24 protein-coding genes are annotated in these 24,193 nt (G+C 65.6%); 1 reads left to right on the plus strand and 23 read right to left on the minus strand.

Annotation, left to right across the window (positions count from 1 at the left end):
- Positions 1-88 precede the first annotated feature (88 nt).
- The 18 genes from lgt to recO all read right to left on the minus strand — a co-directional run bounded on the left by lgt (position 89) and on the right by recO (position 14,705).
- On the minus strand, positions 89-1,078 hold the full coding sequence (lgt, locus tag E3T31_RS12685; protein ID WP_241977950.1) for a prolipoprotein diacylglyceryl transferase: 990 nt from the start codon (positions 1,076-1,078) through the stop codon (positions 89-91).
- Positions 1,079-1,172: 94 nt separating this feature from the next.
- Complete coding sequence (gene trpA, locus E3T31_RS12690; RefSeq protein WP_134469007.1) at positions 1,173-2,006, minus strand: tryptophan synthase subunit alpha; 834 nt, start codon at positions 2,004-2,006, stop codon at positions 1,173-1,175.
- Positions 2,003-3,229, minus strand: coding sequence for a tryptophan synthase subunit beta (gene trpB, locus E3T31_RS12695; protein WP_134469008.1), 1,227 nt, complete (start codon positions 3,227-3,229; stop codon positions 2,003-2,005). The genes trpA and trpB overlap by 4 nt, the downstream gene beginning before the upstream one ends.
- Positions 3,230-4,000, minus strand: coding sequence for an indole-3-glycerol phosphate synthase TrpC (trpC, locus tag E3T31_RS12700; RefSeq protein ID WP_134469009.1), 771 nt, complete (start codon positions 3,998-4,000; stop codon positions 3,230-3,232).
- A gap of 19 nt (positions 4,001-4,019) precedes the next feature.
- Entirely contained in the window at positions 4,020-4,250 is a 231-nt protein-coding gene (locus E3T31_RS12705; protein ID WP_134469010.1) for a DUF6704 family protein, read from the minus strand.
- Between the two features lie 74 nt (positions 4,251-4,324).
- Positions 4,325-4,969, minus strand: coding sequence for a Trp biosynthesis-associated membrane protein (locus tag E3T31_RS12710; protein WP_134469011.1), 645 nt, complete (start codon positions 4,967-4,969; stop codon positions 4,325-4,327).
- A complete protein-coding gene (locus tag E3T31_RS12715; RefSeq protein ID WP_134469012.1) occupies positions 4,969-6,516 on the minus strand; it encodes an anthranilate synthase component I in 1,548 nt (515 codons plus the stop codon). Before E3T31_RS12715 ends, E3T31_RS12710 begins: the two co-directional genes overlap by 1 nt.
- On the minus strand, positions 6,513-6,890 hold the full coding sequence (gene hisI, locus E3T31_RS12720; protein WP_134469013.1) for a phosphoribosyl-AMP cyclohydrolase: 378 nt from the start codon (positions 6,888-6,890) through the stop codon (positions 6,513-6,515). Before hisI ends, E3T31_RS12715 begins: the two co-directional genes overlap by 4 nt.
- The gene (hisF, locus tag E3T31_RS12725) at positions 6,890-7,651 is read right to left on the minus strand and encodes an imidazole glycerol phosphate synthase subunit HisF (protein WP_092448521.1); all 762 of its coding nucleotides are present in this window, start codon (positions 7,649-7,651) and stop codon (positions 6,890-6,892) included. The genes hisI and hisF overlap by 1 nt, the downstream gene beginning before the upstream one ends.
- Before the next feature lie 24 nt (positions 7,652-7,675).
- Positions 7,676-8,515: an ATP phosphoribosyltransferase gene (gene hisG, locus E3T31_RS12730; protein ID WP_134469014.1), complete on the minus strand. Its 840-nt coding sequence runs from the start codon at positions 8,513-8,515 to the stop codon at positions 7,676-7,678.
- A 73-nt stretch (positions 8,516-8,588) separates the two neighbouring features.
- Positions 8,589-8,852 carry a phosphoribosyl-ATP diphosphatase gene (locus E3T31_RS12735; RefSeq protein WP_092107778.1) on the minus strand — a complete coding sequence of 88 codons (264 nt, stop codon included), beginning with the start codon at positions 8,850-8,852 and terminating at the stop codon, positions 8,589-8,591.
- A 4-nt stretch (positions 8,853-8,856) separates the two neighbouring features.
- Entirely contained in the window at positions 8,857-9,531 is a 675-nt protein-coding gene (gene rpe / locus E3T31_RS12740) for a ribulose-phosphate 3-epimerase (RefSeq protein WP_134469015.1), read from the minus strand.
- Positions 9,532-9,596: 65 nt separating this feature from the next.
- Positions 9,597-10,847, minus strand: coding sequence for a deoxyguanosinetriphosphate triphosphohydrolase (locus E3T31_RS12745; protein ID WP_134469016.1), 1,251 nt, complete (start codon positions 10,845-10,847; stop codon positions 9,597-9,599).
- Entirely contained in the window at positions 10,840-12,027 is a 1,188-nt protein-coding gene (gene dusB / locus E3T31_RS12750; protein WP_134442171.1) for a tRNA dihydrouridine synthase DusB, read from the minus strand. Before dusB ends, E3T31_RS12745 begins: the two co-directional genes overlap by 8 nt.
- A 136-nt stretch (positions 12,028-12,163) precedes the next feature.
- Complete coding sequence (locus E3T31_RS18505) at positions 12,164-12,295, minus strand: hypothetical protein (protein WP_255411856.1); 132 nt, start codon at positions 12,293-12,295, stop codon at positions 12,164-12,166.
- 95 nt (positions 12,296-12,390) lie between these two features.
- Positions 12,391-13,104, minus strand: a complete 714-nt coding sequence (locus tag E3T31_RS12755) for a DsbA family protein (protein WP_241977885.1) — start codon at positions 13,102-13,104, stop codon at positions 12,391-12,393.
- Positions 13,105-13,152: 48 nt separating this feature from the next.
- Positions 13,153-13,971: an isoprenyl transferase gene (locus E3T31_RS12760; protein ID WP_241977887.1), complete on the minus strand. Its 819-nt coding sequence runs from the start codon at positions 13,969-13,971 to the stop codon at positions 13,153-13,155.
- The gene (recO, locus tag E3T31_RS12765; RefSeq protein ID WP_092448515.1) at positions 13,968-14,705 is read right to left on the minus strand and encodes a DNA repair protein RecO; all 738 of its coding nucleotides are present in this window, start codon (positions 14,703-14,705) and stop codon (positions 13,968-13,970) included. The genes E3T31_RS12760 and recO overlap by 4 nt, the downstream gene beginning before the upstream one ends.
- Positions 14,706-14,873: 168 nt before the next feature.
- On the opposite strand from recO, the gene E3T31_RS12770 reads away from it, so the two are divergent.
- Positions 14,874-15,563: a hypothetical protein gene (locus E3T31_RS12770; protein WP_198417014.1), complete on the plus strand. Its 690-nt coding sequence runs from the start codon at positions 14,874-14,876 to the stop codon at positions 15,561-15,563.
- A gap of 106 nt (positions 15,564-15,669) precedes the next feature.
- Here E3T31_RS12770 and leuA read toward each other — a convergent pair whose 3' ends face one another.
- From leuA to E3T31_RS12795, 5 genes are all read right to left on the minus strand, one after another.
- Positions 15,670-17,436 carry a 2-isopropylmalate synthase gene (gene leuA / locus E3T31_RS12775; protein ID WP_134469017.1) on the minus strand — a complete coding sequence of 589 codons (1,767 nt, stop codon included), beginning with the start codon at positions 17,434-17,436 and terminating at the stop codon, positions 15,670-15,672.
- 178 nt (positions 17,437-17,614) lie between these two features.
- Positions 17,615-20,173 (minus strand): bifunctional lysylphosphatidylglycerol flippase/synthetase MprF, encoded by a 2,559-nt coding sequence (locus E3T31_RS12780; RefSeq protein ID WP_241977889.1) that lies wholly within the window; start codon positions 20,171-20,173, stop codon positions 17,615-17,617.
- On the minus strand, positions 20,170-21,519 hold the full coding sequence (locus tag E3T31_RS12785) for an esterase family protein (protein WP_134469018.1): 1,350 nt from the start codon (positions 21,517-21,519) through the stop codon (positions 20,170-20,172). The genes E3T31_RS12780 and E3T31_RS12785 overlap by 4 nt, the downstream gene beginning before the upstream one ends.
- A gap of 164 nt (positions 21,520-21,683) precedes the next feature.
- Positions 21,684-23,426: an SCO7613 C-terminal domain-containing membrane protein gene (locus tag E3T31_RS12790; protein WP_134469019.1), complete on the minus strand. Its 1,743-nt coding sequence runs from the start codon at positions 23,424-23,426 to the stop codon at positions 21,684-21,686.
- 16 nt (positions 23,427-23,442) lie between these two features.
- Entirely contained in the window at positions 23,443-24,138 is a 696-nt protein-coding gene (locus tag E3T31_RS12795) for a hypothetical protein (protein ID WP_134469020.1), read from the minus strand.
- Between the last annotated feature and the right edge of the window lie 55 nt (positions 24,139-24,193).

Raw genomic sequence — 24,193 nt, forward strand, 5'->3', positions numbered from 1 at the left:
GGAACCCTGATCGGGTTCGGCCCTGTTCGAGTTTGCCCTGACCGGGCAGCGCTACGAGTGCGTCGGTTGGGATTCAACCGACGTGAGTCTACAGACGCGACGCGCTCGTGCTTGTGGCTGCGGCCTCGGGTGATTCGGTGTGTTCATCGGCATCATCGCTCTGATCCGCGGAGCTTTGATCAAGATCATCCGAATCGCTGTCATCCAATTCTAGCCCAGCGTCCGGGCCATTCCATTCCCGACCGGGAACATAGGGGCTGAGCTCTAGTCCGGGGTGGCGGTGACGTTGCACGACGATGATCACCAGGCCGAGCACGATGGCTGCCAGAGCGGCCCAGACGTTGGTGCGGATTCCGAAGTAGATCTCGCTCGGGTCAATCCGAATCGACTCAAAAAAGCTGCGACCCAGTCCATACCAGATGAGATATACGCCGAGCGTCTGACCGAAACGCAGACGGAATTTACGCTCGAGGTAGAGGATGACGGCGACGCCGATCAGATTCCAGATGATTTCGTAGAGAAAAGTCGGGTGGAACAGTGTGTCGGCCGGCAATCCGACCGGGAAGGCGGCATTGCCGGACTCGATTTCCAGCCCCCACGGCAGGGTCGTCGGCAGCCCGAACAGCTCGTGGTTGAACCAGTTGCCGAGCCGACCGGTGGCCTGGGCGACCAACAAGGCGGGAGCAACAGCATCCGCGAAGCTCCAGAAACGGATGCCGGCCATCCGGCAACCGATATAGGCGCCGACGGCGCCGCCGATCAGCGACCCGAAGATGGCGTTTCCGCCTTCCCAAATGTACAGGGTGCGCAGCAGGTCCGCTCCATCAAAGAAGTAGTCTCCCGGGTGCGTCAGAACATGATAAATGCGGGCTCCGACAATGCCGAGGGGAACGGCCCAGAGGATGATGTCGAGCACAACGCCCGGCTCGGCACCGCGCCTGGTCAGGCGGCGCGAGGTGATGATGGTGGCGAGGACGATGCCGGCGAGAATACACAGCGCATAGGCGTGGATGCGGAACGGTCCGAGGTCGAAGAACTGCCACTCGGGGCTCGGAATACTCGTGCTCAGGAGACTCAACAACACCTAGGTACTACCTTTCATCGTGACTCGCGTCACTTGGGGCGAAAATAATCGATCGCCTCGAACAATTTAGTGTAGAGCGCGCCTGCGATTACCGGGGCGCGGAGGCCGCGCGAATATCGCTCGCGCCCGCGGCGAGTTCGAGGGCCAGCCGCGCCACGGCGGTGACTCCCCCGTCGGTGAGCGCCTTCACGAGGGCAGACCCAACGATGGCGCCGTCAGCATAACCGAGAATTTCCCGTACCTGCTCGGGAGTCGAGATGCCCAGCCCGACACAGGCGCTCGTGCAGCCGACAGCGCGGAGGCGTTCCACCAGAATACGAGCGGCAGAATCAACCCCGGCGCGGGCGCCGGTCGTGCCCATCGTCGAGACGGTGTAAACAAAGCCGCGGCTCGCTTCAATCGCCTGCACCAATCGGGCGTCCGAGGAGGACGGCGCGGCGAGGAAGACCCGGTCCAGTCCGGTGCGTACGCTCGCGGCCATCCAGTCTGCGGCCTCGTCGGGAATGAGGTCGGGGGTGATCAGGCCGGCACCACCCGCGGCACGCAGGTCGTCGGCGAAACGCTCGACGCCGTACTGCACCACCGGGTTCCAGTAGGTCATCACGAGAATGGGGGCGTCGACCTGTGCGGTGATCGCCTTGACGGCTTCGAATCCGTGGCGCAGCTTGAAGCCGTTCGCCAGGGCCTGCTGCGTGGCAGCCTGAATGACCGGGCCGTCCATGACGGGGTCGGAATAGGGCAGACCGAGTTCAATGATGTCGACGCCGTTGGTGACGAGCGCCACGGCGGCGTCAATGCTCTCAGTCAGGGTCGGGAAACCGACCGGCAGGTAGCCGATGAGAGCGCCGCCGCCCTCGGTGCGTCGCCGTGCGATGGTCTGTTCGACCGTGCTCACTGTGTCGTTCGGCGCTGTGACCGTCATGATTGTTCCGCGCCTTCGTCGAGCAGGTCGAAGTATCGGCCGGCTGTTTCCATGTCCTTGTCGCCGCGGCCGCTGAGGTTGATCAGAATGGTCGCGTCCGGGCCGAGCTTCCGGCCGAGCTCGAGCGATCCGGCCAGAGCGTGCGAGGACTCGATCGCCGGGATGATTCCTTCCGTACGGCTGAGCAGCCGCAGGGCGCTCATCGCGTCGTCGTCGGTGATCGGCAGGTACGTGGCCCGGCCGATGCTGGCAAGCCAGGCGTGCTCCGGGCCGACGCCGGGATAGTCAAGGCCCGCTGAGATCGAGTGCGATTCAACGGTCTGGCCGTCTTCGTCCTGCAGCAGCATGCTGCGGGCCCCGTGCAACACACCGGGGCGTCCCTTGGTGATGGTCGCTGCGTGGCGCGGTGTATCGACGCCGTCTCCGGCCGCTTCGTAGCCGTACAACGCGACATCGGCATCGTCCAGAAACGCGTGGAAGATGCCCATAGCGTTTGAGCCGCCACCGACACAGGCCGTGACGGCATCCGGCAGGCTGCCGGTCAGGTCGAGAACCTGTTGGCGAGCCTCCTCGCCGATGATCTTTTGAAAGTCGCGGACCATGGCGGGGAACGGATGCGGCCCGGCCACGGTTCCGAAAATATAATTGGTCGTCTCGACGTTGGTGACCCAGTCGCGCATGGCGTCGTTGATCGCGTCCTTCAGGGTGCGGGAGCCGGTCTTGACCGGAACGACTTCGGCACCCAGCAGGCGCATGCGGGCCACGTTCAGGGCCTGTCGCTCGGTGTCGACCTCGCCCATATAGACGACGCATTCGAGCCCGAACAGGGCGGCGACAGTGGCGGTGGCAACTCCGTGCTGGCCAGCTCCGGTTTCGGCGATGACTCGGGTTTTACCGATGCGTTTGGTGAGTAGAGCCTGGCCGAGAGCGTTGTTGATCTTGTGCGAACCGGTGTGGTTGAGATCTTCACGCTTGAGAATGATGCGGGCGCCACCGGCGTGCTCGGCGAAGCGCGGCACCTCGGTAATGATCGACGGGCGACCGGTGTAGTTGATGTGCAGGTCCATCAGCGCCGCGGCGAAGGCTGGATCCTTCTTGGCGAGTTCGTATTCCGCGGTGAGTTCATCGAGCGCTGCAACGAGGGACTCGGGCACGAACCTGCCGCCGAATTCCCCGAAATATGGGCCGGATTCTGCACGTAAGGATTCTTCTCGTAAAGACATTTATACCGCCAAAAACTCAGAGAGGGTTCGGATGGGATCACTCGTTACAAGCGCTTCGCCGACCAGGACAACATCGGCTCCGGCTGCGCGGTAATGCGCAACATCGGCTGCTGTCTTGACGGCGGACTCGGCGACGCGAATAACGCCGGAGGGGATTTTGTTGGCGAGGGTACCGAACAGGTTCTGGTCAAGTTCAAAGGTTGACAGGTCGCGGGCGTTGACCCCGACCAGACTGGCGCCGATGTCGAGGGCGCGACTGACCTCATCCCCGCTGTGCGTTTCGACCAACGCCGTCATGCCGAGCTCACGGATGAGGTCGTGCAGGGACAGCAGGGTGGCCTGGTCGAGCGCGGCGACGATGAGCAGCACCAGATCGGCTCCGGCCGCGCGGGCCTCGAACACCTGGTACGGCGTTCCAATGAAGTCCTTGCGCAGAATCGGAATGCTCACCGCAGCGCGCACCTGCTCGAGGTCGGTCAGCGAGCCGTGAAAGCGTCGTCCCTCGGTGAGCACGCTGATGGCGCTTGCCCCGCCGGACTCATAGGAGACAGCCAGCGCTGCCGGGTCGGTGATGGCAGCGAGGGCGCCGCGGCTCGGGCTCGCCCGTTTGATCTCGGCGAGAATCTTGACCCGTTCGGTGGGAGCAAGGGCGTGCAGGGCATCGAGTGCGGGCGGGCGGACGCGCGCAGCGGCTTCCACGCTCGCGAACGGGCGGGTGAGTAGGCGTTCTTCGGCGTCGGAAACCGCGCCGGCGAGAAGTTCTTGGAGCACCAGGTGGCAGCGCAGCCGGTCAGTGACCGTGCGGCGTGGCTGTCATGGTGTTTACGCCATAGCCAACCTTGCTCATCACATAGCCAACAACGAGACCGGCGAGCAGCAGGCCGAAGGAGGCCCAGACCAGCCAGGGCAGCTCGAAGAAGAATGCGGTCGTGCCGATCGTGAACGCCACCAGCATGATGATGACAGCGGTCCAGGCCGCCGGGGAGTGGCCGTGTCCGGGATCTGACATATCGATGCTCATGGTTCTCCTCATAAATACATTGTGCTCTGTACGTTGACAAGCAGGTTAAGTCTAGCGGAGCGGATGCGAGCGCTTCAGCGTACGGTCGGGTCATCGCCGCGGCTGAGGTCGTCCCAGTCGCCGACGGAGTCGCTCGCGGCGGGCTCGGCCGGGGTTGCCAGTGGTTGTGCACCGTGGGGCGAAGCCACTTGTTCAAACCGAACGGCCTGATACTTACGGGTCGGACCCGGCCACCGACCGCTCGTGACGATAATGGCCACACCAACACCCGCCATGACGATCGCAGCACCCATCGCCACGAACGGCCAGGGTGTGATGACCGTGCCGAGCACGCTCAACTGAATCGACTCGTGACCGGCTATTCCCGTGGCGGCGGTCACCGCTGCGGCGCTGGCATCGGCGGGGTCTCGCACCGCCAGGAACGCGGCGAGAAACACGGAGAAGCCGAGGAGCACCTCGAGGGCACCCAGCACGATGCGAATCAGCCGCCCGGCGATGGTGAGCGCCGCGGCGAGGGCGAAGCCGGAGAGCGCGAGGGCGGTCAACGCCGGCGCGGCAATGGCTCCGTCGATCTCCAAGACCTGGGTGCCGGCATCGGGGAGTCCGACTTCGGCCTGCACCCAGACCTGGGTCCAAGCCAGCATGGCGAGCGAACTCGCCGCCAAAACGGAAAGGATGAAAACGAGTTTCAGCCGACGCGCTGACATCCGTTCTGCCATTAGTGCACCCTCCGCATGGCGTTGGCGACGGCGACGGCTCGCAGCGGGGCTGCCGCCTTGTTCTGCGACTCCTGGTACTCGGACGCGGGGTCGGAATCGGTGACGACACCGCCGCCGGCCTGCACTCTCGCGATACCGTCCTTGATCGTGGCAGTGCGGATGGCAATGGCGAGGTCGGCGTCGCCGGCGAAACCGAAGTAGCCGACCACTCCCCCGTACACGCCGCGCTGGGCCGGTTCGAGGGCGTCGATGATCTCGAGCGCCCGCGGTTTCGGCGCGCCAGAGAGCGTACCGGCCGGGAAGGTGGCGCGGAAGACGTCGATCGCGGTCTTGCCGGGAACCAAGTTGCCCTCGACCGAGGAGACGAGGTGCATGATGTGGCTGAATCGTTCGATACGCATGAACTCGGTCACCTCGACCGAGCCGGCCGTGCACACCTTGAGCAGGTCGTTGCGGGCGAGGTCGACGAGCATGAGGTGTTCGGCCCGTTCCTTGGGATCTTCGGCGAGCTCGATCGCGTAGTCGGCGTCGGCATCCGGTGTCGTTCCCCGCGGTTTGGAACCGGCGATCGGGTGGGTGAAGACGCGTTGGTCTTGCACCTTGACCAGAGCTTCCGGCGAGGATCCAACGATCCAGTATGGGTCGCCTTCGTGCGTTTCGAGGCTGAGCAGGTACATGTACGGGCTGGGGTTTAGGCTGCGCAACACCCGGTAGACGTCGATGGGGTGCGCGGTGCAGACCTGGTCGAAGCGCTGCGAGATGACCACCTGAAACACATCGCCGTCGACGATGTGCTGCTTGCCGATGTTGACGGCCGTGAGAAAGTCGTCTCGGGTGGTGCGATTGCGCGGCGAGCTCGGTACTTGCAGGTCGACCTCGGCCAGCCACGCTTCGCTGGGCGCGGCGAGTCGGCCCTGCAGCGAATCGAGGCGCTCGCTCGCGGCAGCCCAGAGCTCGTCGGGCGTGTCGGTGCCATCGTTCAGCACGTTGGCGATGAGCTGCACGGTGCCGTTTTTGTGGTCGACCACGACCAAGTCGGCGACAAAGCTGAAGGACTGGCCCGGAACGTCATAGTCAGCCGGCGGCTGGTGCGGCAGGCGTTCGATCTGGCGAATCGCCTCCCAGCCGATGAAACCGACCAGCCCGCCGGTCAGCGGCGGATGTTCGGGCAGCCGCGGTGTCTGCCAGCGGTCGAACAGGTACGCCAGCGCCGCGAGCGGGCCGAGGGAGGCCGCCGACCCGAGTGCGCGCTCGGCGGAGAGCCCATAGTCGATCCAGCGGGTCTCGTCGCCCTGTTGGGTGAGCACTCCGAAGGAGGATACACCGACGAAGGAGAATCGCGACCAGATGCCGCCCTGCTCGGCGGACTCGAGCAGAAAGCTGCCGGGCAGCCCGTTGGCGAGCTTGCGGTAGATGCCCACCGGGGTCTCGCCGTCGGCGAAGAGTTCACGGATAACCGGGATGACCCGGTGCTCGCCGATCAGGGCATCGAACTGGATGCGGGTGGTCGAGCCGGCGGTGCGGGATCCTGCAGGGCTACCGGTCATTCCGTGGGCCTTTCCATGATGGTCACGCCGAGGTCGCGCCCGTCGAAGCAGGTGTGGGTGCCGGTGTGGCAGGCGGCTCCGACCTGGTCGACCTGCACCAGCAGGGTGTCGTTGTCGCAGTCGAAGGCAGCGGAGTGCACGTACTGGGCGTGGCCGGAGGTATCGCCCTTGCGCCAGAATTCCTGGCGGCTGCGCGACCAGAACGTGACGCGCCCCTCCGTCAGGGTGCGGCGCAGCGCTTCCCGGTTCATCCAGCCGAGCATGAGCACCTCGTGGGTGTCCCACTGCTGGATGACCGCGGGCAGCAGCCCGGCGTCGTTGAACACCGCGGCGTCGAGCTGATCGGTGAGTTTGGCGTTCAGTTCATCGGCCATTAGCGCACCAGCATTCCCTCGGCGGCGAGCTCCCGCTTGACATCATCGATGGTCAATTGTCCGTTGTGAAAAACGGATGCCGCCAGCACGGCATCCGCGCCGGCCCGGATCGCCGGGGGAAAGTCCTCCACGCGCCCGGCCCCGCCGGAAGCGATCACCGGAACCCGACTGTTGGCGCGCATGAGCGCGATGAGATCGGTATCGAAGCCCGCCTTGGTCCCGTCGGCGTCGATCGAGTTGACCAGGAGTTCCCCCGCGCCGAGTTCGATCGCCTGCCGCGCCCAGGCCACAGCATCCAGGTCGGTTTCGGTGCGACCGCCGTGGGTCGTGACGACGAAGCCGCTCTCCGTGCGAGCGGATCGCTTCACATCGAGGCTGAGGACAATAACCTGGGCGCCGAAGCGATCGGCGATCTCGGCGATCAGCGCCGGTCGGGCGATGGCCGCGCTGTTCAATCCGACCTTGTCGGCGCCGCTCGCCTGCAGCCGGGAGACGTCTTCGACACTGCGGATGCCACCGCCGACGGTGAGCGGAATGAAGACCTGCTCGGCGGTCGCGCTCACGACGTCGTAGGTCGTCGAACGGTTATCGACGGTCGCCGTCACGTCGAGAAAGGTCAGCTCGTCAGCGCCCTGCTCGTAGTAGCGACGGGCGAGTTCGACCGGATCGCCGGCGTCGCGCAGGTTCTGAAAATTAACGCCCTTGACTACACGACCGTTGGCCACGTCGAGGCAGGGAATGACGCGCACACTCAGGCTCATCGCTGGTTGTCCTCTTTCGTGTGCTTAGATTCGGGCGTTGTGAATGGTGGTGACCAGGATGGCTCTGGCACCGATGGCGTAGAGCTCGTCCATCACGTTGTTCATGTCCAGTCGGGCGATCATGACACGCACGGCGGCCCACTCGGGGTCGTGCAGCGAGGAAACGGTCGGCGATTCGATTCCGGGGGCAAGCGCGGCGGCCGTGTCGAGCAGCGCGACCGGAATGTCATAGTCGAGGAGCACGTATTGGCGGGCCACGAGCACGCCCTGCAGGCGGCGCAGCAGCGTCGCGATTCCGGCCTTGTCGTTGGTGGAGCTGATCAGCACGGCGGTGGATTCGAGGATGACCGGTCCGAAGATTTCGAGGCCGGCCTTGCGCAGTGTGGTGCCGGTGGAGACAACGTCGGCGACGGCATCCGCTACCCCGAGCTGAACCGCCGATTCAACGGCCCCGTCGAGTTCGACCAGGTCGACGGTCACCGAGTGGGTGGCGAGAAAGCGTTCGACCAGGCCGGGATAGCTCGTGGCGACGCGCAGGCCGTCAAGGTCTTTCAGCTCGGTGAAGCGCCCGGCCGGTCCGGCGAAGCGAAAGGTAGAGTCGCCGAAGTCGAGGCTGGCGATTTCCTGCGCCTTGGAGTGGGAGTCCAGCAGCAGGTCGCGCCCGGTGATTCCGACGTCGAGCGCGCCGGAGCCGACATAGGTGGCGATGTCGCGCGGACGTAGGTAGAAGAATTCCACCCCATTGCGCGGATCGGCGGTGACGAGGTCGCGCGGGTCGCGACGACCGGTGTAGCCGGCCTCGGCGAGCATCTGCGCGGCGGTTTCAGACAACGAGCCCTTGTTGGGCACGGCAATTCTCAGCATGGGGGGGGGTACTCTCTCGGTTTTTCGTGCCAGACAAATTTATGACGGATACCAGCGGATGAGCTGGCGCGGGTCACAGATGTCGGTAGATGTCCGCCGGAGAGAGGCCTTTCGCGATCATCATGACCTGCAGGTGATAGAGCAGCTGGGAGATTTCGGCGGAGGTTTCGTCATCGCTCTGAAACTCGGCGGCCATCCACACTTCGGCCGCTTCTTCGACGATCTTCTTGCCAATGGCGTGCACGCCGGCGTCGAGTTCGCGAACGGTGCCGGAGCCTTCCGGGCGGGTGCGGGCCTTGTCGCTGAGTTCTACGAACAGGTCATCGAAAGTTTTCACGACTCTAGGTTACCCGCCCGTGACGGTGACTCGCCGCGCGTTCGCGTAGCAGGCCGATCTGTGCGGCCGGATTCTCGGCCCCGAACACACTGGACCCGGCCACGAAGGTGTCGGCACCGGCTCGGGCTGCGATCTCGATGGTCTGCGCGGTGATGCCGCCGTCGACCTGCAGCCAGACGTCGAGTCCGGTCTTCTCCACCTGTGATCGCAGCTGGGAAAGCTTCGGCATGGTCTCTTCCATGAAGCTCTGGCCGCCAAAACCGGGCTCAACGGTCATCACGAGCACCTGGTCGAACTCGTCGAGCAGTTCGAGGTAAGGCGTGACGTCGGTACCGGGCTTGAGCGCGATGCCAGCGCGGGCGCCGATCTGCCGCAGCCGCCGGGCCAGCGCCACCGGCTCGGTCGTCGCCTCGGCGTGAAAGGTGACCGAGTAGGCTCCGGCCTCGGCGTAGCCGGGCGCCCACCGTTCCGGGTCGTCGATCATCAAGTGGATGTCCAGCGGCAGCGGGGACACCTGCTGCAGCCGCTCGACCATGCCGAGCCCGAAGGTGAGGTTCGGCACGAAGTGGTTGTCCATGATGTCGACGTGAACGAGGTCGGCGGAGCGGATGCGGGAAAGCTCGCTCTCAAAGTTGGCGAAATCGGCGGCGAGGATGCTCGGATTGATGCGGGTAGCCATCCGTTCAGCTTATCGAGCTTGAAGGAGCCGCTCGGCGCGTCGAGCCTTCAAACCGGGCAGGAGCGCTACCCCTGCACCAGGCGCTCGTACCAGGCCAGGGCGGACTGGTCGGTGAGGCTCGCGACCTGGTCGACGATGACGCGCTTGCGGGCGGCATCGTCGTCGGCGGCCTGCCAGTCTTCGCGAAAGCCGGGGTCGAGGTGTTCGTCGCCGGACTGGTGCAGGGTTTCGGCGAGCAGGGTGAGCACCTGGCGCTGCTGCACGTAGATGGGCTTGCGGGTATTGCGGGTCATGACGAAGGCCGCGACAATGCCCTTGAGCACCGAGATTTCGGCCTGGATCTCCCGCGGAACGATCACATTCGCCCCGAACCGCAGCATGTTCGCACCGGGGTGTGCTTCTTTGGTGGCGTGTACGGCAGCACTGCTGAACCGGCCGATGAGCTGGCTGGTGAGGTTCTTGAGGTGGCCCTGGTCGCGTCGCCCGGCGGTCCAGGAGTCCATCCAGACATCGAGGGAGTCGAGCCGGTTGAACGCGGTTGCCAGGTCCTCGGCGCTGGTCTCGTCGCCAATCCACTCCGACATGGTGGCGAGAAGTTCGTCGTGATCTGCGCGGCTGCTCAACGCTGCGACGTCGACGTAGCCGTTGACGATGGCGTCTTCGAAGTCGTGCACGCTGTACGCGATGTCGTCGGAGAGGTCCATCACCTGGGCTTCGATGCAGAGTTGCCGGTCGGGCGCTCCCTCGCGCAACCACTCGAACGCGGCCAGGTCGTCCTGGTAGAACCCGAATTTGGCCCGCCCGCTCGGGTCATAGACCGAGGATCCTTCTGGCCAGGGATACTTGCAGCTTGCGTCGAGGCTCGCCCGGGTCAGGTTGAGTCCGTAGCTTCGCCCGTCGGGCCCAAACACCTTCGGCTCGAGCCGGGTGAGCAATCGCAGGGTCTGCGCGTTCCCCTCGAAGCCACCGATGTCTTCCGACCACAGGCTGAGCGCCTTCTCGCCGTTGTGTCCGAAGGGAGGATGCCCGATGTCGTGCGCGAGGCAGGCGGTATCGACGATGTCGGGGTCGACGTTGAGGCGGGAGGCGATCTCCCGCCCGACCTGGGCGACCTCGAGCGAGTGGGTCAGTCGGTTGCGGGCAAAGTCGAGCCCCGCCGTGGGACTGAGTACCTGCGTCTTGGCCGCGAGGCGCCGCAGAGCGCTCGAGTGCAGCAGTCGGGCGCGGTCGCGGGCAAAGTCGCTGCGCCGCGAGTAATGCTCTTCGGGAAACCAGCGGGCCTCGTCGGTCTCGCTGTATCCGGTTTTGTTAGCCACCGCTGGTATCCCCTTCGCCCTCGGTCAAATTCAGTCGCTCCGCCCCGAAAAGATCCTGAGACTCGAGCCAGTGCTCGGGCAGCGACGGTTTCTTCGGTGTTCCCGCGCGCCCGCGTGGGCCCTCAACGTCTGAGCCCGGGTATGGCAGCGAGGCGTCGAGGGTGCCGAGCAGGTCGTCGAGCTGCGCGAGAGACTGCACCATCGCCAGGCTCGCGCGCAGATCGCCGCCGACCGGGTAGCCCTTGAAGTACCAGGCGACGTGCTTGCGAATGTCGCGGCAGGCCCGGTCTTCGCTGTCGAAGTATTCGGTGAGCAGTTCGGCGTGGCGGCGGAAGGCGTTGATGACCTGGCCGAGCCCCGGTTCGGCTTTGAGTTCCTGACCGCGAAATGCAGCGGCGAGGTCGCCGAACAGCCACGGACGACCGAGGCAGCCGCGCCCGACGACGACGCCGTCGCATCCGGTTTCACTGACCATGCGCAGGGCGTCGTCGGCCGACCAGATATCGCCGTTGCCGAGCACCGGCACGTCACTGATGGCGTTCTTGAGCTTCTCAATTGCCGACCAGTCGGCGTGGCCGGAGTAGAACTCGGCGGCCGTTCGGCCGTGCAGGGCGATGGAGGCGACGCCGGCTCCGGCGGCGGCCTTGCCAGCCTCAATGTAGGTGAGGTGGTCGGCGTCGATGCCCTTGCGCATCTTCACGGTCAGCGGAATCGGCCCAGCCGCAGTGACTGCGGCCTCCACGATCTGACGGAACAGGCCGATCTTCCACGGCAGGGCAGCTCCCCCGCCCTTGCGGGTGACCTTGGGAACCGGGCAGCCGAAGTTGAGGTCGATGTGATCGGCACGGTCCTCAGCGACGAGCATGGTCACGGCCTCGGACACCGTTTTCGGGTCAACACCGTACAGCTGAATGGAGCGGGTGGTTTCGCTCTCATGATGGGTGATCAACCGCATGGTCTCGGTGTTGCGTTCGACGAGCGCGCGCGAGGTGATCATCTCGCTCACAAACAGTCCAGCGCCGTATTCGCGGCACAGCCGGCGAAATGCGGTATTGGTGATGCCGGCCATCGGCGCGAGCACCACGGGCACGTCAAGCGTGAGCGGGCCGATACTGAGCGGACCAACGGCCAACTGGCCGATCGGCGCCCGCTGGTCGTCGGCGGAAGTAGGTGAAGTCATGGTGGGTCAATTCTCCCAGAAAGCGCGTGGTGCTCCGAATCCTCTGCAGGGCGGATGCCGGGCGCACACAGAAACGCAGCTGCCGGGCCCGGAAAGGGCTGTACGGCAGCTGCGTTGTTGACGAAATGGGCTCAGATCAGCTGCAGCAGCCGCCACCGCAGCAGGAGCCAGCGGCTTCGTCGGTCGCGGTCGCAGCACCCAGGAGCTCGATGGTGGGACGACCGGCAGCGTCGGTGAAGACGGGCGGGGTAGTGATGGTGTCAGTCATGAGTTATCTCCTTGAATCAATTGGGTGAAACGGTGAAAGAAAGCGCCGCGGCGGGTTGCTTACCGTCAGGCTACGCGAGTTCGCTGGGTATCGGGTTACGCGGGGACTTCGTCGGCCCCGGCCTTGGCCGAGCGGTCGGCGCGGGCCTGGTCAAGCGCCTGAGTGAACGCCGTCGGATCCTGCGCGCCGGAAATGCCGTAGCGGCCGTCGATCACGAAGAACGGAACGCCCTGGATGCCGTAGGCGCCGGCCTGTGCCACGTCGGCCTTGACCGCGGCGAGGTGCTCGTGGGCGGTGAGTGACCGCACGACGTCGGCTCGGTCGAATCCAATCTCGGCGGCGAGGTCGGCGAGGTCTTCGATCCGGCCAACGTGGCGCCCATCGATGAAGTAGGCCTTGAGTAGGCGCTCCTTCATCTCGAGCTGACGGCCGTGCGCCTTGGCGTAGTGCAGCAGTTCGTGCGAAATGACCGTGTTGGTCTGGTGCACGGAGTCGTAGTCGTAGTGCAGGCCGACGCTCTCGGCGATGCCGGTGACACGCTCGAGCATCTGCTCCACCTCGGCGAGGGGCATACCCTTCTTCTCACTGAGGTACTGCACAGGCGTTCCGGCGTAATCGACCGGGGTATCGGGTGAAAGTTCAAAGCTGTGATACTCGACCTCGACGGTGCCGTCGAACTGGGCGGCACCGGCCTCAAACTTGCGTTTACCGATGTAGCACCAGGGGCATTGCACATCGGACCAGATGTCCACCTTGATGATGTCGGTGCTCACGGATGCGGTCGCTTCGGTACTAGTTGTATCAGTCACACTTGGGCCAACGGGGCGCAGGGCCCCGGTATTCCCCAACCGAAATATTCAGGCCGTCGGGGTGTCGACCGCTCCGCCATAACGACGGTTGCGGGCGGCATACAGCTCGACCGCGTGCCACAGGTCGACTCGGGTGAAGTCCGGCCACAGGGTATCGAGAAAAACCATCTCGGCATAGGCGCTCTGCCAGAGCATGAAGTTGCTGGTGCGCTGCTCCCCCGAGCTGCGCACGAACAGGTCAACGTCGGGCAGCTCGGGCACGTACAGCTGCTTGGCGATGGTCTTCTCGGTGATTCCCGACGGCTTCAGCCTGCCGGCGGCTACATCCTCGGCCAGCGCGCGCACGGCATCCGCTATCTCGGTGCGCCCGCCATAGTTCACGCACATCGTGAGGGTGAGCACGTCATTGCCCGCGGTGAGTTTCTCGGCAAATTGCAGCTCGTTGATAACGGATGCCCACAGCTTCGGCTTGCGCCCGGCCCACCTGACCCGCACGCCCCACTCGTTGAGCTGATCGCGGCGGCGGTGCAACACGTCCCGGTTGAAGCCCATCAGAAAACGCACCTCATCGGGCGAACGCTTCCAGTTTTCGGTAGAGAAGGCATACACGCTGAGCTGTTTGACGCCGATCTGGATGGCTCCGGCAACGACGTCGAGCAGGGCTGCCTCGCCGGCCTTGTGCCCTTCGACCCGGGTGAGGCCCCGGACGTTGGCCCAGCGGCCGTTGCCGTCCATGACAACGGCGACATGCTCCGGCACGACCTTGCGGGGCAGATCGGGCGGGTACAGGCCGGTCCAGTCGAGCGGTTTGAACGCGACGGCGTCCTTGTGGGTGAACGGTTTATGGCCGAACAGACTGGCCATCATCGGGCGACGTGTTCCAGCGAGCGAAGCCCGCGGCCCAGGTGCCACTGGGTGTAGGCGGCGACGACTCCGGCGGCCTGATTTTGCGTGCGATCTGGGCTCGCCGCGGCGTGTTCCCAGTCGCCGGTGAGCAGGGCGCTGAGTAGGCCGATCGTCGCTGCGTCGAGCCGCGGCGACCCGGGTGGGGCGCAAGAGTCGCAGACGATGCCACCGAGCTGCACGACCATGGCCGAGTGTTGCCCGCCATCACTTGACTGCGTGGCGCCGCAGCGGGCGCAGTCCTGAAAGCTCGGCGCCCAGCCAGCCATCGACACGGCACGCAATAAATAGGAGTTGAGGGTGAGGTGGGAGCCGTGCTCCTGCCGGGACAGCGACCGCAGCGCACCGACGAGCAGCAGGTATTGCTGCAGCGACCCCTCGGATTCGGTGAGTTTGTCGGCCGTTTCGACCATGACGCTCGCCGCGGTGTAGCTGCCGTAGTCGGCCGTGATCAGGGCGCCGTAGGAGCCGAGGGACTCGGCCTGCGTGATGATGTCGAGGCTGCGGCCCTCGTACAGCTGCACGTCGGCGACCATGAACGGCTCCAGCCGGGCGCCGAACTTGGAGCCGGTGCGGCGCACGCCCTTGGCCACGGCGCGCACCTTGCCGTGCGCTCGAGTGAGCATGGTGACGATGCGGTCGGCTTCACCCAGCTTGTGGGTGCGCAGCACGACGGCTTCATCTCGGTAGACAGGCACAGGTAATTATCCCACTCTGTCGCGCAGACTTCGGTCACGGCTCGAGTACCTGCCAAACGGATGCCTCCGGTCGCTGAAAATGTGTCACGAGTCGCATCAGGCTCTGGTCTTTCCGGGCAGATGGGGGGAAACTTAGAGCACGTAGTCCCCGTGGTATGGAGGTTTTTCATGAAACCGGTCCAGGGCAGCCTGCCCGACATTATGCCCGTGCTGTCGCGAGGCAAGCACCGCACTCCGAAAAGTGGTGGCTGCTTCATGGAGTTCGCCTCCTACCTCGCCGGCGAGTCCTGGAGCGACCACCCGGCCTGCACCCACCCGGTGCTGGCCTCGCTCGCCCGGATGGTCAACGATTGCAGTTCCGACGATGCCAGGTCACGACTCGCCCTGCTGATTCCGTCGGTCATCGGCCTGACCAGTTCCGATCAGCGCGTCGACAAGCGAGTCGAAATCGCGGTCGCCCTGCGCGCTGGCTGCGAAGCCCTCCCGACAGCGAGCCTGGAACGCCAGCGCGCGCTCGCCGTGGGCGTGCTGACCTGCGAGCGGAACGCATCCGTTCTTGACCCGCAGTTCGCGGAGCGGGTCCGCCCGCTCATTCGGACTGCTCTGCAGGAAGCGCCAGACGCCGACCGGTGGGCGCGTGACTTCATTGGCAGCGTGCACTCCTGGTCGCACACCAAGTTCACGCCGCGCACCGCCGACACGATCATTCGCGTCGCCGTGCAGGGCATCAGCGAAGCGTGCATTTCTGACCCGGACGCCCGGCTGTATGTCCTGCTGGACCATGCAATCAACGATTGTCGCGTCCTCCTCGGCACCCGTACACCAGACCGAACGGCGCAACTGCCAGCCCTGGCTTAGTACCCAGCACACAGCCAGGCCCCCGACCGCACCCGGATGGTGCAACGAAAGCCCAGACTGCAGAGTCTGGGCTTTCGTGTGTTGCGTTTGAGCGGATGCTGTCAGCTTAGACGGCGGACAGCTCCCGGTCGCCGACCTCGGCGCGAATGCCGCGGTTGACGGCGGAGACAACCGACTTGAGCGAAGCGGTGGAAATGTCCGCGTCGATGCCGACGCCCCAGTAACGCTTGCCGTTCACGTCGAGCTCGACATAAGCGGCAGCCTGGGCGTCGCCCCCAGCCGACAGCGCGTGCTCGACGTAGTCGTAGAGCGTGATCGCGATGCCGCGCTCGGCCATGACACCGAGGAACGCGTTGATCGGGCCGTTGCCGGAGCCGGTGGCCTGCGCCACGGTGTCGCCGTCACGAAGTTCGACCGCGAGGTCGACGGTGCCGGACAGGTCACTCGAGGTGCGGGTGGAGTGCAGTTCGAACCGGCCCCACTGGGATTGCGGGTTCTTGACCGTAGCCGGCAGGTACTCGTCGTTGAAGATGTCCCAGATCTGCTCGCTGGTGACCTCGCCACCCTCGGCATCCGTTTTGGCCTGCACGACGCCAGAGAACTCGATCTGCAGCTTGCGTGGCAGGTCGAGGGCGTGGTCGGTTTTGAGCAGGTAAGCGACGCCGCCCTTGCCGGACTGCGAGTTGACCCGAATCACAGCCTCATAGCTGCGGCCGAGATCCTTGGGGTCGATCGGCAGATACGGAACGGCCCAGACCAGGTCGTTGACCGTGCAGCCCTGTTTGGCGGCATCGGCATCCATCGCTTCGAAGCCCTTTTTGATGGCGTCCTGGTGCGAACCGCTGAACGCGGTGAAGACGAGGTCGCCAGCCCACGGGTTGCGCTCGGGCACGGGCAGCTGGTTGCAGTATTCCGCGGTGCGCTTGATCTCGTCGATGTTGCTGAAGTCGATCTGTGGGTCGATTCCCTGCGTGAACAGGTTCACGCCGAGGGCGACGAGGTCGACGTTTCCGGTGCGCTCACCGTTGCCGAACAGGCAGCCTTCGATGCGATCGGCACCGGCCAGGTAGCCGAGTTCGGCGGCGGCAATCGCGGTGCCGCGGTCATTGTGTGGGTGCAGCGAGATCAACACGTTCTCGCGCTGGGTCAGGTGACGGCTCATCCACTCAATGGAATCGGCGTACACATTGGGCGTGGCCATTTCGACGGTCGCCGGCAGGTTGATGATGACCTTGCGCTCCGGGGTCGGCTGCAAAATCTCGATGACCTGGTTGGAGATGTCGACGGCGAAGTCGAGTTCGGTGCCGGTGAAGCTCTCGGGCGAGTACTCGTAGTAGATGGTCGTGCCGGGAATGGTCGCTTCCATCTGCTTGCACAGGCGGGCCCCGAACAGGGCCAGATCGACGATGCCCTGCTTCTGCTCGCGAAACACCACCTCGCGCTGTAAAATGCTGGTGGAGTTGTAGAAGTGCACGATGGCCTGTTTGGCGCCGGTGATCGACTCGTAGGTGCGCTTAATCAAATGTTCGCGAGCCTGGGTCAGCACCTGGATCGTGACGTCGTCGGGGATGGCGTTCTCGTCGATGAGGCTGCGCACGAAGTCGAAGTCGGTCTGGCTCGCCGAGGGAAAACCCACCTCGATCTCCTTGTAGCCCATGCGCACGAGCAGGTCGAACATGATGCGCTTGCGCTCGGGGCTCATCGGGTCGATGAGCGACTGGTTGCCGTCCCGCAGGTCGACCGCGCACCAACGCGGTGCAACCGTGATGCGCTTACTCGGCCAGGTACGGTCGGGCAGCTCGACGGAGAACTGCTCGTGGTACGGGCGGTAGCGGTGAATCGGCAGGGTGGACGCGGTCTGATTGTTCTTCATGATCCTGTTTCCTCGTGGGTGTCGCACAGCCAACGACGAACGCCGCGACGAGGGAGGCCTTTAGATTAGGACCCGTCGCGGCAGCTAAGGAGGAGCGCACCGTTCAACACATTTTTAGGCTAGCACCGTTTGGCCTGGTTTCGACCACGTCGTGTCAGGGGGCCACGGCCAGCGGATGCTACTGGCCCAGTCCCCGCGCCAACGTCACCACTTCCCGCACCGACAGGCTGGGAAGGTAGGCACGAGCCAGCGCGAGGCCGATCTCGGGCAGCGCGACCGGATCTGGGAACGCCATGAAGACCGGCGCGAACTCCGGCTGGAACTTGCTCTTGAACAAGAGCAGTGACCGAAACCCGTACACCGGCTCGAGCGTGCGACCGAGATAGTCGAGCAGGCCGGCGGCAATACCGCCCTGCCGCGGGCCGGCTACCGGCGCGAGCGGCGCCACCGACAGGCTCAGAAACTCGACCTCGGGGCGCTCCTGCATGCGCTCCGCGGTTTGCGCGATCAGAAATTCCATCACTCCGTTGATGCTGTCCGGTCGCCGCCGCATGAAATCAAGGGTCCAACCGATGATCTCGCCGTCTCGGCGGGTGGGCAACCAACTGGTCACGGCGTGCACCCGCTCCGCACTGTCGACGGCGAGCATGAGGCGCACCTCCGGGTCATGCAGTTCATCGAGCCCGCCGAGGGTGAACCCCAGTTCGGGGAGTTCCTTCTCCTGCACCCACTGCTCGGAGATTTCTGCGATTTGGGCCGCCGCGGTGAGGGACAGCGACCGGTAGGTGGTCCACTCTGCTCTCACCCCGGCTCGATCGGCGCGATTGATTGACGAGCGAATGTCCTGCCACTTCCTTCCGGTCGTGCTCCAGGTGCTCGGCCGCAGGAGCGTCTCCTCCCCCACCTGCATGGTGGGCCAGCCCATAGCGACGAAAACACTCTTCCAGCTGTCGTGCAGGCTGTAGAACACCGGAACCCAGCCGTGGTCGTCGCACATCCGGGCGAAAAACGCGACCGCTTCGGCGGCTTCCGAGCGCGGCCCGATCGGTTCGGACGTTGTGATGGCGATGCCATTGACCACGCGGTAGGCGATGGCCGTTCGTCCGCTCGCGCTGAACCAGAGCGAGTTCCCGCTCCAGGTGGCCATAAACCCGAGCGACCCGCCGCCAAAGGTGCTGAGCAGCGTGCGCAAGCGTGCCGAAGCGTCGACGCTGGGACCGACCGCTACGCTGCGCAGGGCCACGATCGCGCCGACGAAGACGATGATCCAGAACACGGCACCGACGCTGTCATAGAGCGTGGTGGCCAGGGAGTCATTGGGCAGAAAGGACACCCGTTCGAGCCGGAGAAAGCCGACCGGGATGAACCGCTCAGGGACATCCGCTATTAAATCGAACAATGTGACGGCGGGCCGAAAATGGGTCCGGAGCAACCAGCCCAGGCCCACGTAGGCTGCGGCGAGGCCGGTGAAACTTCCGACGGTGACGAGCAGAAACCGGCGCCACTGGCCGGTGCGGGAAGCGACCGGAAAGTGACGCAGATTGGCCAGGATGACCACTGCGACCAGGAGCGGAACGAGCACCGACACTCCGAGAATAAGGGTGACCTCCCAATAGCGACCGGACTGCCACTGCCAGACGTAGGGTTGCCCGGAGATCGGCAGCAGCCCGTAATACCAGGCGGCAAGCAGCGCGAGCCCGGCGTTGAGGGTGATGGCGAGCCAGGCGGCGAACCGGCGGCCGCGAGCCAGCCCGAAGGCGGCAACGACGAGGGTGAGCAGGGGAAGCAGGCTCACCAGCACCGGGCCGGCCCCGCCGATGCGTTCGAGGCTGAGCTCCTGCACACACTGCCGGGTGATGTCGCCCAGCAGGCAGCGGTCGACGACTTCGCCAGCCGTCGGTACGTCTTGGGTGAGCAGCAGGCCGAGCGGTGCGAGCAGGCCGAACCGGGCGCCGGAGAAGATGGTGATGACCGGCCCGACGGCGACCATGCCCACGATCGCCGCGAGCAGGGTGCGGGATTCGTGATCGGAGCTGCGCCGCCAGGCGCTCAACGGCCGAATCGGTCGACTCCGCCAGCCAACCCCGAACCAGCCAACGCCGAGCCCGACCAGCACAGCGAGCAGACGGTACAGGTCGGACGGTTGGCCGGAGTACAACACCAGCACCAGCACGGTCGACACCCCGAGCACACGAATACGACGGCGCCAGAGCGGCCCGGCGAAGAAACTGGCCGCCAGCGCGCTTCCGAAGATCGGAGTGAACGGGTCCATCGCCCAGAGGTCGCTGACTCCGCGCGACCACATCTCCCCGCCGGCAACGCCGAGGAATTGCGCACCGATGCCGATCGTCGCGCCGAGAATGGCGGTGACGAGAAAGGCGATCGCGGTGCGGCACGTTCCCATCAGCCGTTCGGCGAAGCCGAGCACGATCAGCGCTCCGGCCAGCGCGAGCAGTAGTTCGGCGCCGTTGTCAACGAAGAACACCGAGGTCAGCGGTGACCACCAGTGGCCGTGGTCGATGACCGATTCGTAGCCGGTACCGAGCAATAAGCGGATGCCGCGCGCCGGTCCCGAGATCACTCCGGTCGCGAGGCCCACCGCGAGGAGTGCGGCGGCGTAGCCGACGGCGAATGGTCGCTGCCGCGCCCATCGGATCGACGAGCGCAGTGCGGAGCCCGAGCCGGGCCTGCCTGGGTCGCTCGTGGTGGCGTCGGATTTGAGACTGCCGGTGGTCACCGGGTCATCGCAATCACGGCGGGCGCGAGCAGTGCGGTGCGCGCGGCGATGATCGGCAGCGCGGTGGTCCAGGCGTAGTCGACGGTATGCCAGTCGTGGGCGGTACCGGGCGACTCGAAGAGGTGAGTGTCGACGCCGGCGCGCTGGGTGGCATCCGCTACCGCGCGTATACCGGGGAGAAAGCGCACATCGTCGTCACCGACCACGAAGATCGCACCGAGCCCGGCGTAGGGCTCGTGGGCGGCGAGGATGGCGGTCGGCGCAGCGGTCGCATAGCGGGAAACGCTGCCGCCGAAACCGCATTGCACGGTGTGCGCCTCACTTCCGTTGCTGGGAACGAGCTCTCCCGAGATGTCCAAAATCGTACTGTACACCTGGGGGTGTGCCGCGCCGAGTTGTATGGAGCAGGTGCCTCCCTGGGAAAACCCGGCGATGGTCCATCCGGCCGGCTGGGCGGCAATGTGCAGGTGAGACTTGATCCAGGCTGGAACGTCGATGCTGAGGTAACTGGCCGAGTTGCCCAGCGCGGAGTCGACGCACATCGGGTTGTTGCCCGGCGCGCCGAGTTGATCGGGAACAACAAGGATCGGGGCGAGACCGGAATGCGCCCGAGAGTAGGTGTCGAGAATGCTCGCCAGATGACCGGCCGTGAACACGTCGCTGGGGCTTCCGGGCTGACCGGAGAGCATCTCGACCACGGGCAGGGCCGGTGGGTACGGGAGCTGCGCCGCTGGCGGCAGATAGACCAGCGCGTCCCGGGCGGCGAAACCGGACTCCGTGGCTGGAATGCTGACCGTGCCCACGACACCGGTACCCTCGGCTGCGAGGCCGGTGGCATTCGCTGAGTCGAGATGTGCCGCTCTGGTCTGTGCGTCCTGGGCCTGTGCAGCTGCGAGGGCTTCGTCGAGCGGCGGGTAGCTCGCGAGCCCGAGGGCGACACGCAGCGTCGGAAACTGGCCGACGTCAGCGTTGATTCCCGCTGCGGCGCTGAGCAGACAGAGTCCGATGGCGCACACCGCCACGACGCGGCGCCAACGTACCTGGCCGCGCAGGTTCAGCAGTACCACGGCAAGGCTGGCCCCCAGGGCGGCGGTCCACAGCTGGGTTCCGGTAGAAAGAGACACTCCCCACGGGTCCCAGACATTGCTGATGAACCAGGCCAGCGCCCAGCCGACAGCCGCGCCCACGACGGCACCGATGACGGTGACGATGGCCCGGCGAACGCCGGTCGGGCCGAGCAGCACGAGCAGCAGCGCAAGGCCGGTTGCCGCGTAGAGGATGCTGAGGAGGGGAAGGCCGACGAGGTCCAGATCGAGCGGGTTGACGCCCGAGAGCAGCGAGTTCATCCAGATCCTCCGCCCTCACTCTGGCACCACCGGCACATTCCTGCGCGGGTCGTGCTGAGTTATCAGCCCGTGCTCGGCGAAACCACGGCTGGCGCTCGGCTCACACCCAGCCGGCGAGCGGATGCGTCCCCGCCGTCTCTCTACTGACGCTCCCCAGCAGGCTCCTAGCGCAGGTCGCGCAGGCGGTCAGTGATACTGTTCTCTTCCCCCGCCCTGCGCTCATAGGTGACGGCGATGATGAGGAGCACGGCGCCGACAACGGCCAGGGTGATCCACCACGGCATCGACTCGATCCCCCGACCGATCTGCACGAGAAAGACCAGAACGTTCTCGAGCGGAAGCACGACGATTCCGATCAGGAACGGCGCTGCGAGCTTGAGCCTCGAGCCGATCAGGATGGCGACGAGCGCAATGACGATCACGAGGATCGCCCGCCAGGTCTGTGGGTCGGTGAAAGTGGCCGCAACCGAGGCCACGAGCAGGGTCACGACGCCGGGGGCGAGCAGCGGCCACGAGCCGTACCAGCCGGCTGGCCAGCCGGTCACCGTGCCGTCTTGCCCGCTGCCGCTGTCTGGCTGCTGGCGGGCAGCATCCGCTCGCGCACCAGTCAGGACTACGGCGCCGGCCACAATCAAGAAGAACCCCAGCGGCAGGGAGAACCACTCGACCCGCAGCTCGCGCGGACTCCACGCCACGATCGCGGTGAGGAACGCGATCGCGAAGACGAACCACACGGGTGGAAGGCTGCTCGGCCGGTTACGCAGCCGCCAGGCGATGACGACGACGGCTAGGAGGTAGGCGAGCATGAGGGACCACATCATCCAGATCGTGAACCAATCGCGCTCGATCGAGGGCCAGGTGGCGACTGCGACGTAGACCGCCGTGGGCGCGTACAACCAGCGGGTGCGGGCCAGCCGCGACCCCTGCGGGGCGATCCTGAGCATGGCTAGAGCGCCGAGGGCTGCAGGCAGTGCACCGGCGAGGCCGATTGCGAGGCTGAGCAGAACGAGCGGCACTCCACCGGCCAGGATCGGGTCGGCACCGAGACCGAATCTCGCCCCCTGAATGGCACCGGCCGCCCCGGCAGCGATCGCGACCCCCAGGGTCGGCCATTGCAAGACTCGAAGGTATTCGGCGCGCGCGGAAGCGCCCCGGCCGAGCAGCATGCCGAGGCCGAGCAGAAGCCAGGACGCCGCGATCAGGCCGTAACCACGCCACGGCGCCAGCGCGGCCGTTCCCGAGCCGGATACTGTCACAATCACCAGGATGGGTGCGACGGCCACGACCAGAATCGCGTACCACGCTGGCGCCGCCACCCGACGAAGGAACGTTGCGGCGATGGCGCCGATCGAACCGAACGATGTGGTGAGGCAGAGCAACGCGATCGTGCCGATGCCCAGCAGGTCGAGCGCCACGCCGAAGACGAACAGTGCGTAGGCATAACCTGCACCGACGTGCAGAAATCGTGCCCGGGTCGGCACGGTTCGCGCGACGGCGGCGAGGGTCGCGACGATCGCGATGCCCGCCCAGACCGTGACAACGTCATCGACCAGGGAGCAGACCGTGGCCAGCAACACCGCGAAATGGGTGCCCAGCACGAGGGGTAGCCGCATCTTCAGGGCGGCGTTCCCGATGCGCGGAACAGCGACGAGCGCGACGCTCGCCGCCACGGCCAGGCCCAGGGCGATCGCGATGCGCGACCACAGGGGCATAACGGGCTGACAGGCAAACGCCAGCCCGGCGAGGGCGGCGAGCCAGATCGCAATCGAGCCGGTCCACGCGGCCAGCTTGGGGGAAACATCCGTTCTGGCGCCATCACGGTGCCTGCTTATTACCGAGAATGCTCCGAGTCCGGCCGCCATGGCGCACAGGCCGAGCACAACGGCGAGAAAGCCGTGCGGGGGCATGAATCCGGTCGCGCCGCTAGTCTGAGCCGGTCAGTGATGTGAGCACCGTGACGGCCCCGATCAACACCGCGGAGAGAACGGGCACGAGGACACTCACACCCGCAACCGCGAGCACGCCGCCCAGGAATGCTCGACGGTCGAGGGCGTGGGCTCTCGGAGCGAGCGCCTGGAGCACGAGCAGTGCGGCGGCCCCCGCTGCGGGGGCGACGGCCTGGTACCACTCGCCCGCGCCGTGCGCGCCGAGGTCGAGTGCGAAGGGCAAACTGACCGCGGCCGCCATCGCGGCGGCACCGGTGACGGCGCTCCAGAAGATTTTGGCGAGCTGCCGGGTCGTGAGCAGGGCGAGAACCGCGACGGCGGTCAGCACGGCGGTAATCGTCAACCAGTACTGGGTCGTGCTGGTGAATTCGATGAAGCCTATCTGGGCCAGCAACCAGCTGGCTCCGAGAAAGAGGAGCGTGACCAGGCCGACGATCACACTGCGCAGGGCGTGATCCCTGAGGTCGGGGTTGAAGAAGGTGAAGACGATCGCCGAAATCGCGAACAATCCAGCGCCCGCGACTGCGAGCACTGACTGCACCGTCGCGCTCGACCGCGAAATATTCGGGGTCGCAGCGCCCGCGCCAAATTGCGCGGGCATCCGTTGTGGAATCGGTGCCGATGTCGGTACGGCGCTGTCTTCGGTTTCGGTCGCACGGGACGGATGCGCCACGCGAACGAGTGCCTCCTGCCGCCTGACGAGCGCCCCAGCAGCAGCCCCGGAGGCG

This window comes from Cryobacterium sp. TMS1-13-1, assembly GCF_004403125.1.
In the GTDB taxonomy this organism is placed as follows: Bacteria; Actinomycetota; Actinomycetes; order Actinomycetales; family Microbacteriaceae; genus Cryobacterium; species Cryobacterium levicorallinum.

Excerpts from the sequence above, each read along its gene's own strand:
- trpA (WP_134469007.1), bottom strand. The coding sequence starts at position 2,006 with ATGACGGTCACAGCGCCGAACGACACAGTGAGCACGGTCGAACAGACC.
- trpB (WP_134469008.1), bottom strand. The coding sequence starts at position 3,229 with ATGTCTTTACGAGAAGAATCCTTACGTGCAGAATCCGGCCCATATTTC.
- E3T31_RS12705 (WP_134469010.1), bottom strand. The coding sequence starts at position 4,250 with ATGAGCATCGATATGTCAGATCCCGGACACGGCCACTCCCCGGCGGCC.
- E3T31_RS12710 (WP_134469011.1), bottom strand. The coding sequence starts at position 4,969 with ATGGCAGAACGGATGTCAGCGCGTCGGCTGAAACTCGTTTTCATCCTT.
- E3T31_RS12715 (WP_134469012.1), bottom strand. The coding sequence starts at position 6,516 with ATGACCGGTAGCCCTGCAGGATCCCGCACCGCCGGCTCGACCACCCGC.
- hisI (WP_134469013.1), bottom strand. The coding sequence starts at position 6,890 with ATGGCCGATGAACTGAACGCCAAACTCACCGATCAGCTCGACGCCGCG.
- hisF (WP_092448521.1), bottom strand. The coding sequence starts at position 7,651 with ATGAGCCTGAGTGTGCGCGTCATTCCCTGCCTCGACGTGGCCAACGGT.
- hisG (WP_134469014.1), bottom strand. The coding sequence starts at position 8,515 with ATGCTGAGAATTGCCGTGCCCAACAAGGGCTCGTTGTCTGAAACCGCC.
- rpe (WP_134469015.1), bottom strand. The coding sequence starts at position 9,531 with ATGGCTACCCGCATCAATCCGAGCATCCTCGCCGCCGATTTCGCCAAC.
- dusB (WP_134442171.1), bottom strand. The coding sequence starts at position 12,027 with ATGACTTCACCTACTTCCGCCGACGACCAGCGGGCGCCGATCGGCCAG.
- E3T31_RS18505 (WP_255411856.1), bottom strand. The coding sequence starts at position 12,295 with ATGACTGACACCATCACTACCCCGCCCGTCTTCACCGACGCTGCCGGT.
- E3T31_RS12760 (WP_241977887.1), bottom strand. The coding sequence starts at position 13,971 with ATGATGGCCAGTCTGTTCGGCCATAAACCGTTCACCCACAAGGACGCC.
- E3T31_RS12770 (WP_198417014.1), top strand. The coding sequence starts at position 14,874 with ATGAAACCGGTCCAGGGCAGCCTGCCCGACATTATGCCCGTGCTGTCG.
- leuA (WP_134469017.1), bottom strand. The coding sequence starts at position 17,436 with ATGAAGAACAATCAGACCGCGTCCACCCTGCCGATTCACCGCTACCGC.
- E3T31_RS12785 (WP_134469018.1), bottom strand. The coding sequence starts at position 21,519 with ATGAACTCGCTGCTCTCGGGCGTCAACCCGCTCGATCTGGACCTCGTC.
- E3T31_RS12790 (WP_134469019.1), bottom strand. The coding sequence starts at position 23,426 with ATGCCCCCGCACGGCTTTCTCGCCGTTGTGCTCGGCCTGTGCGCCATG.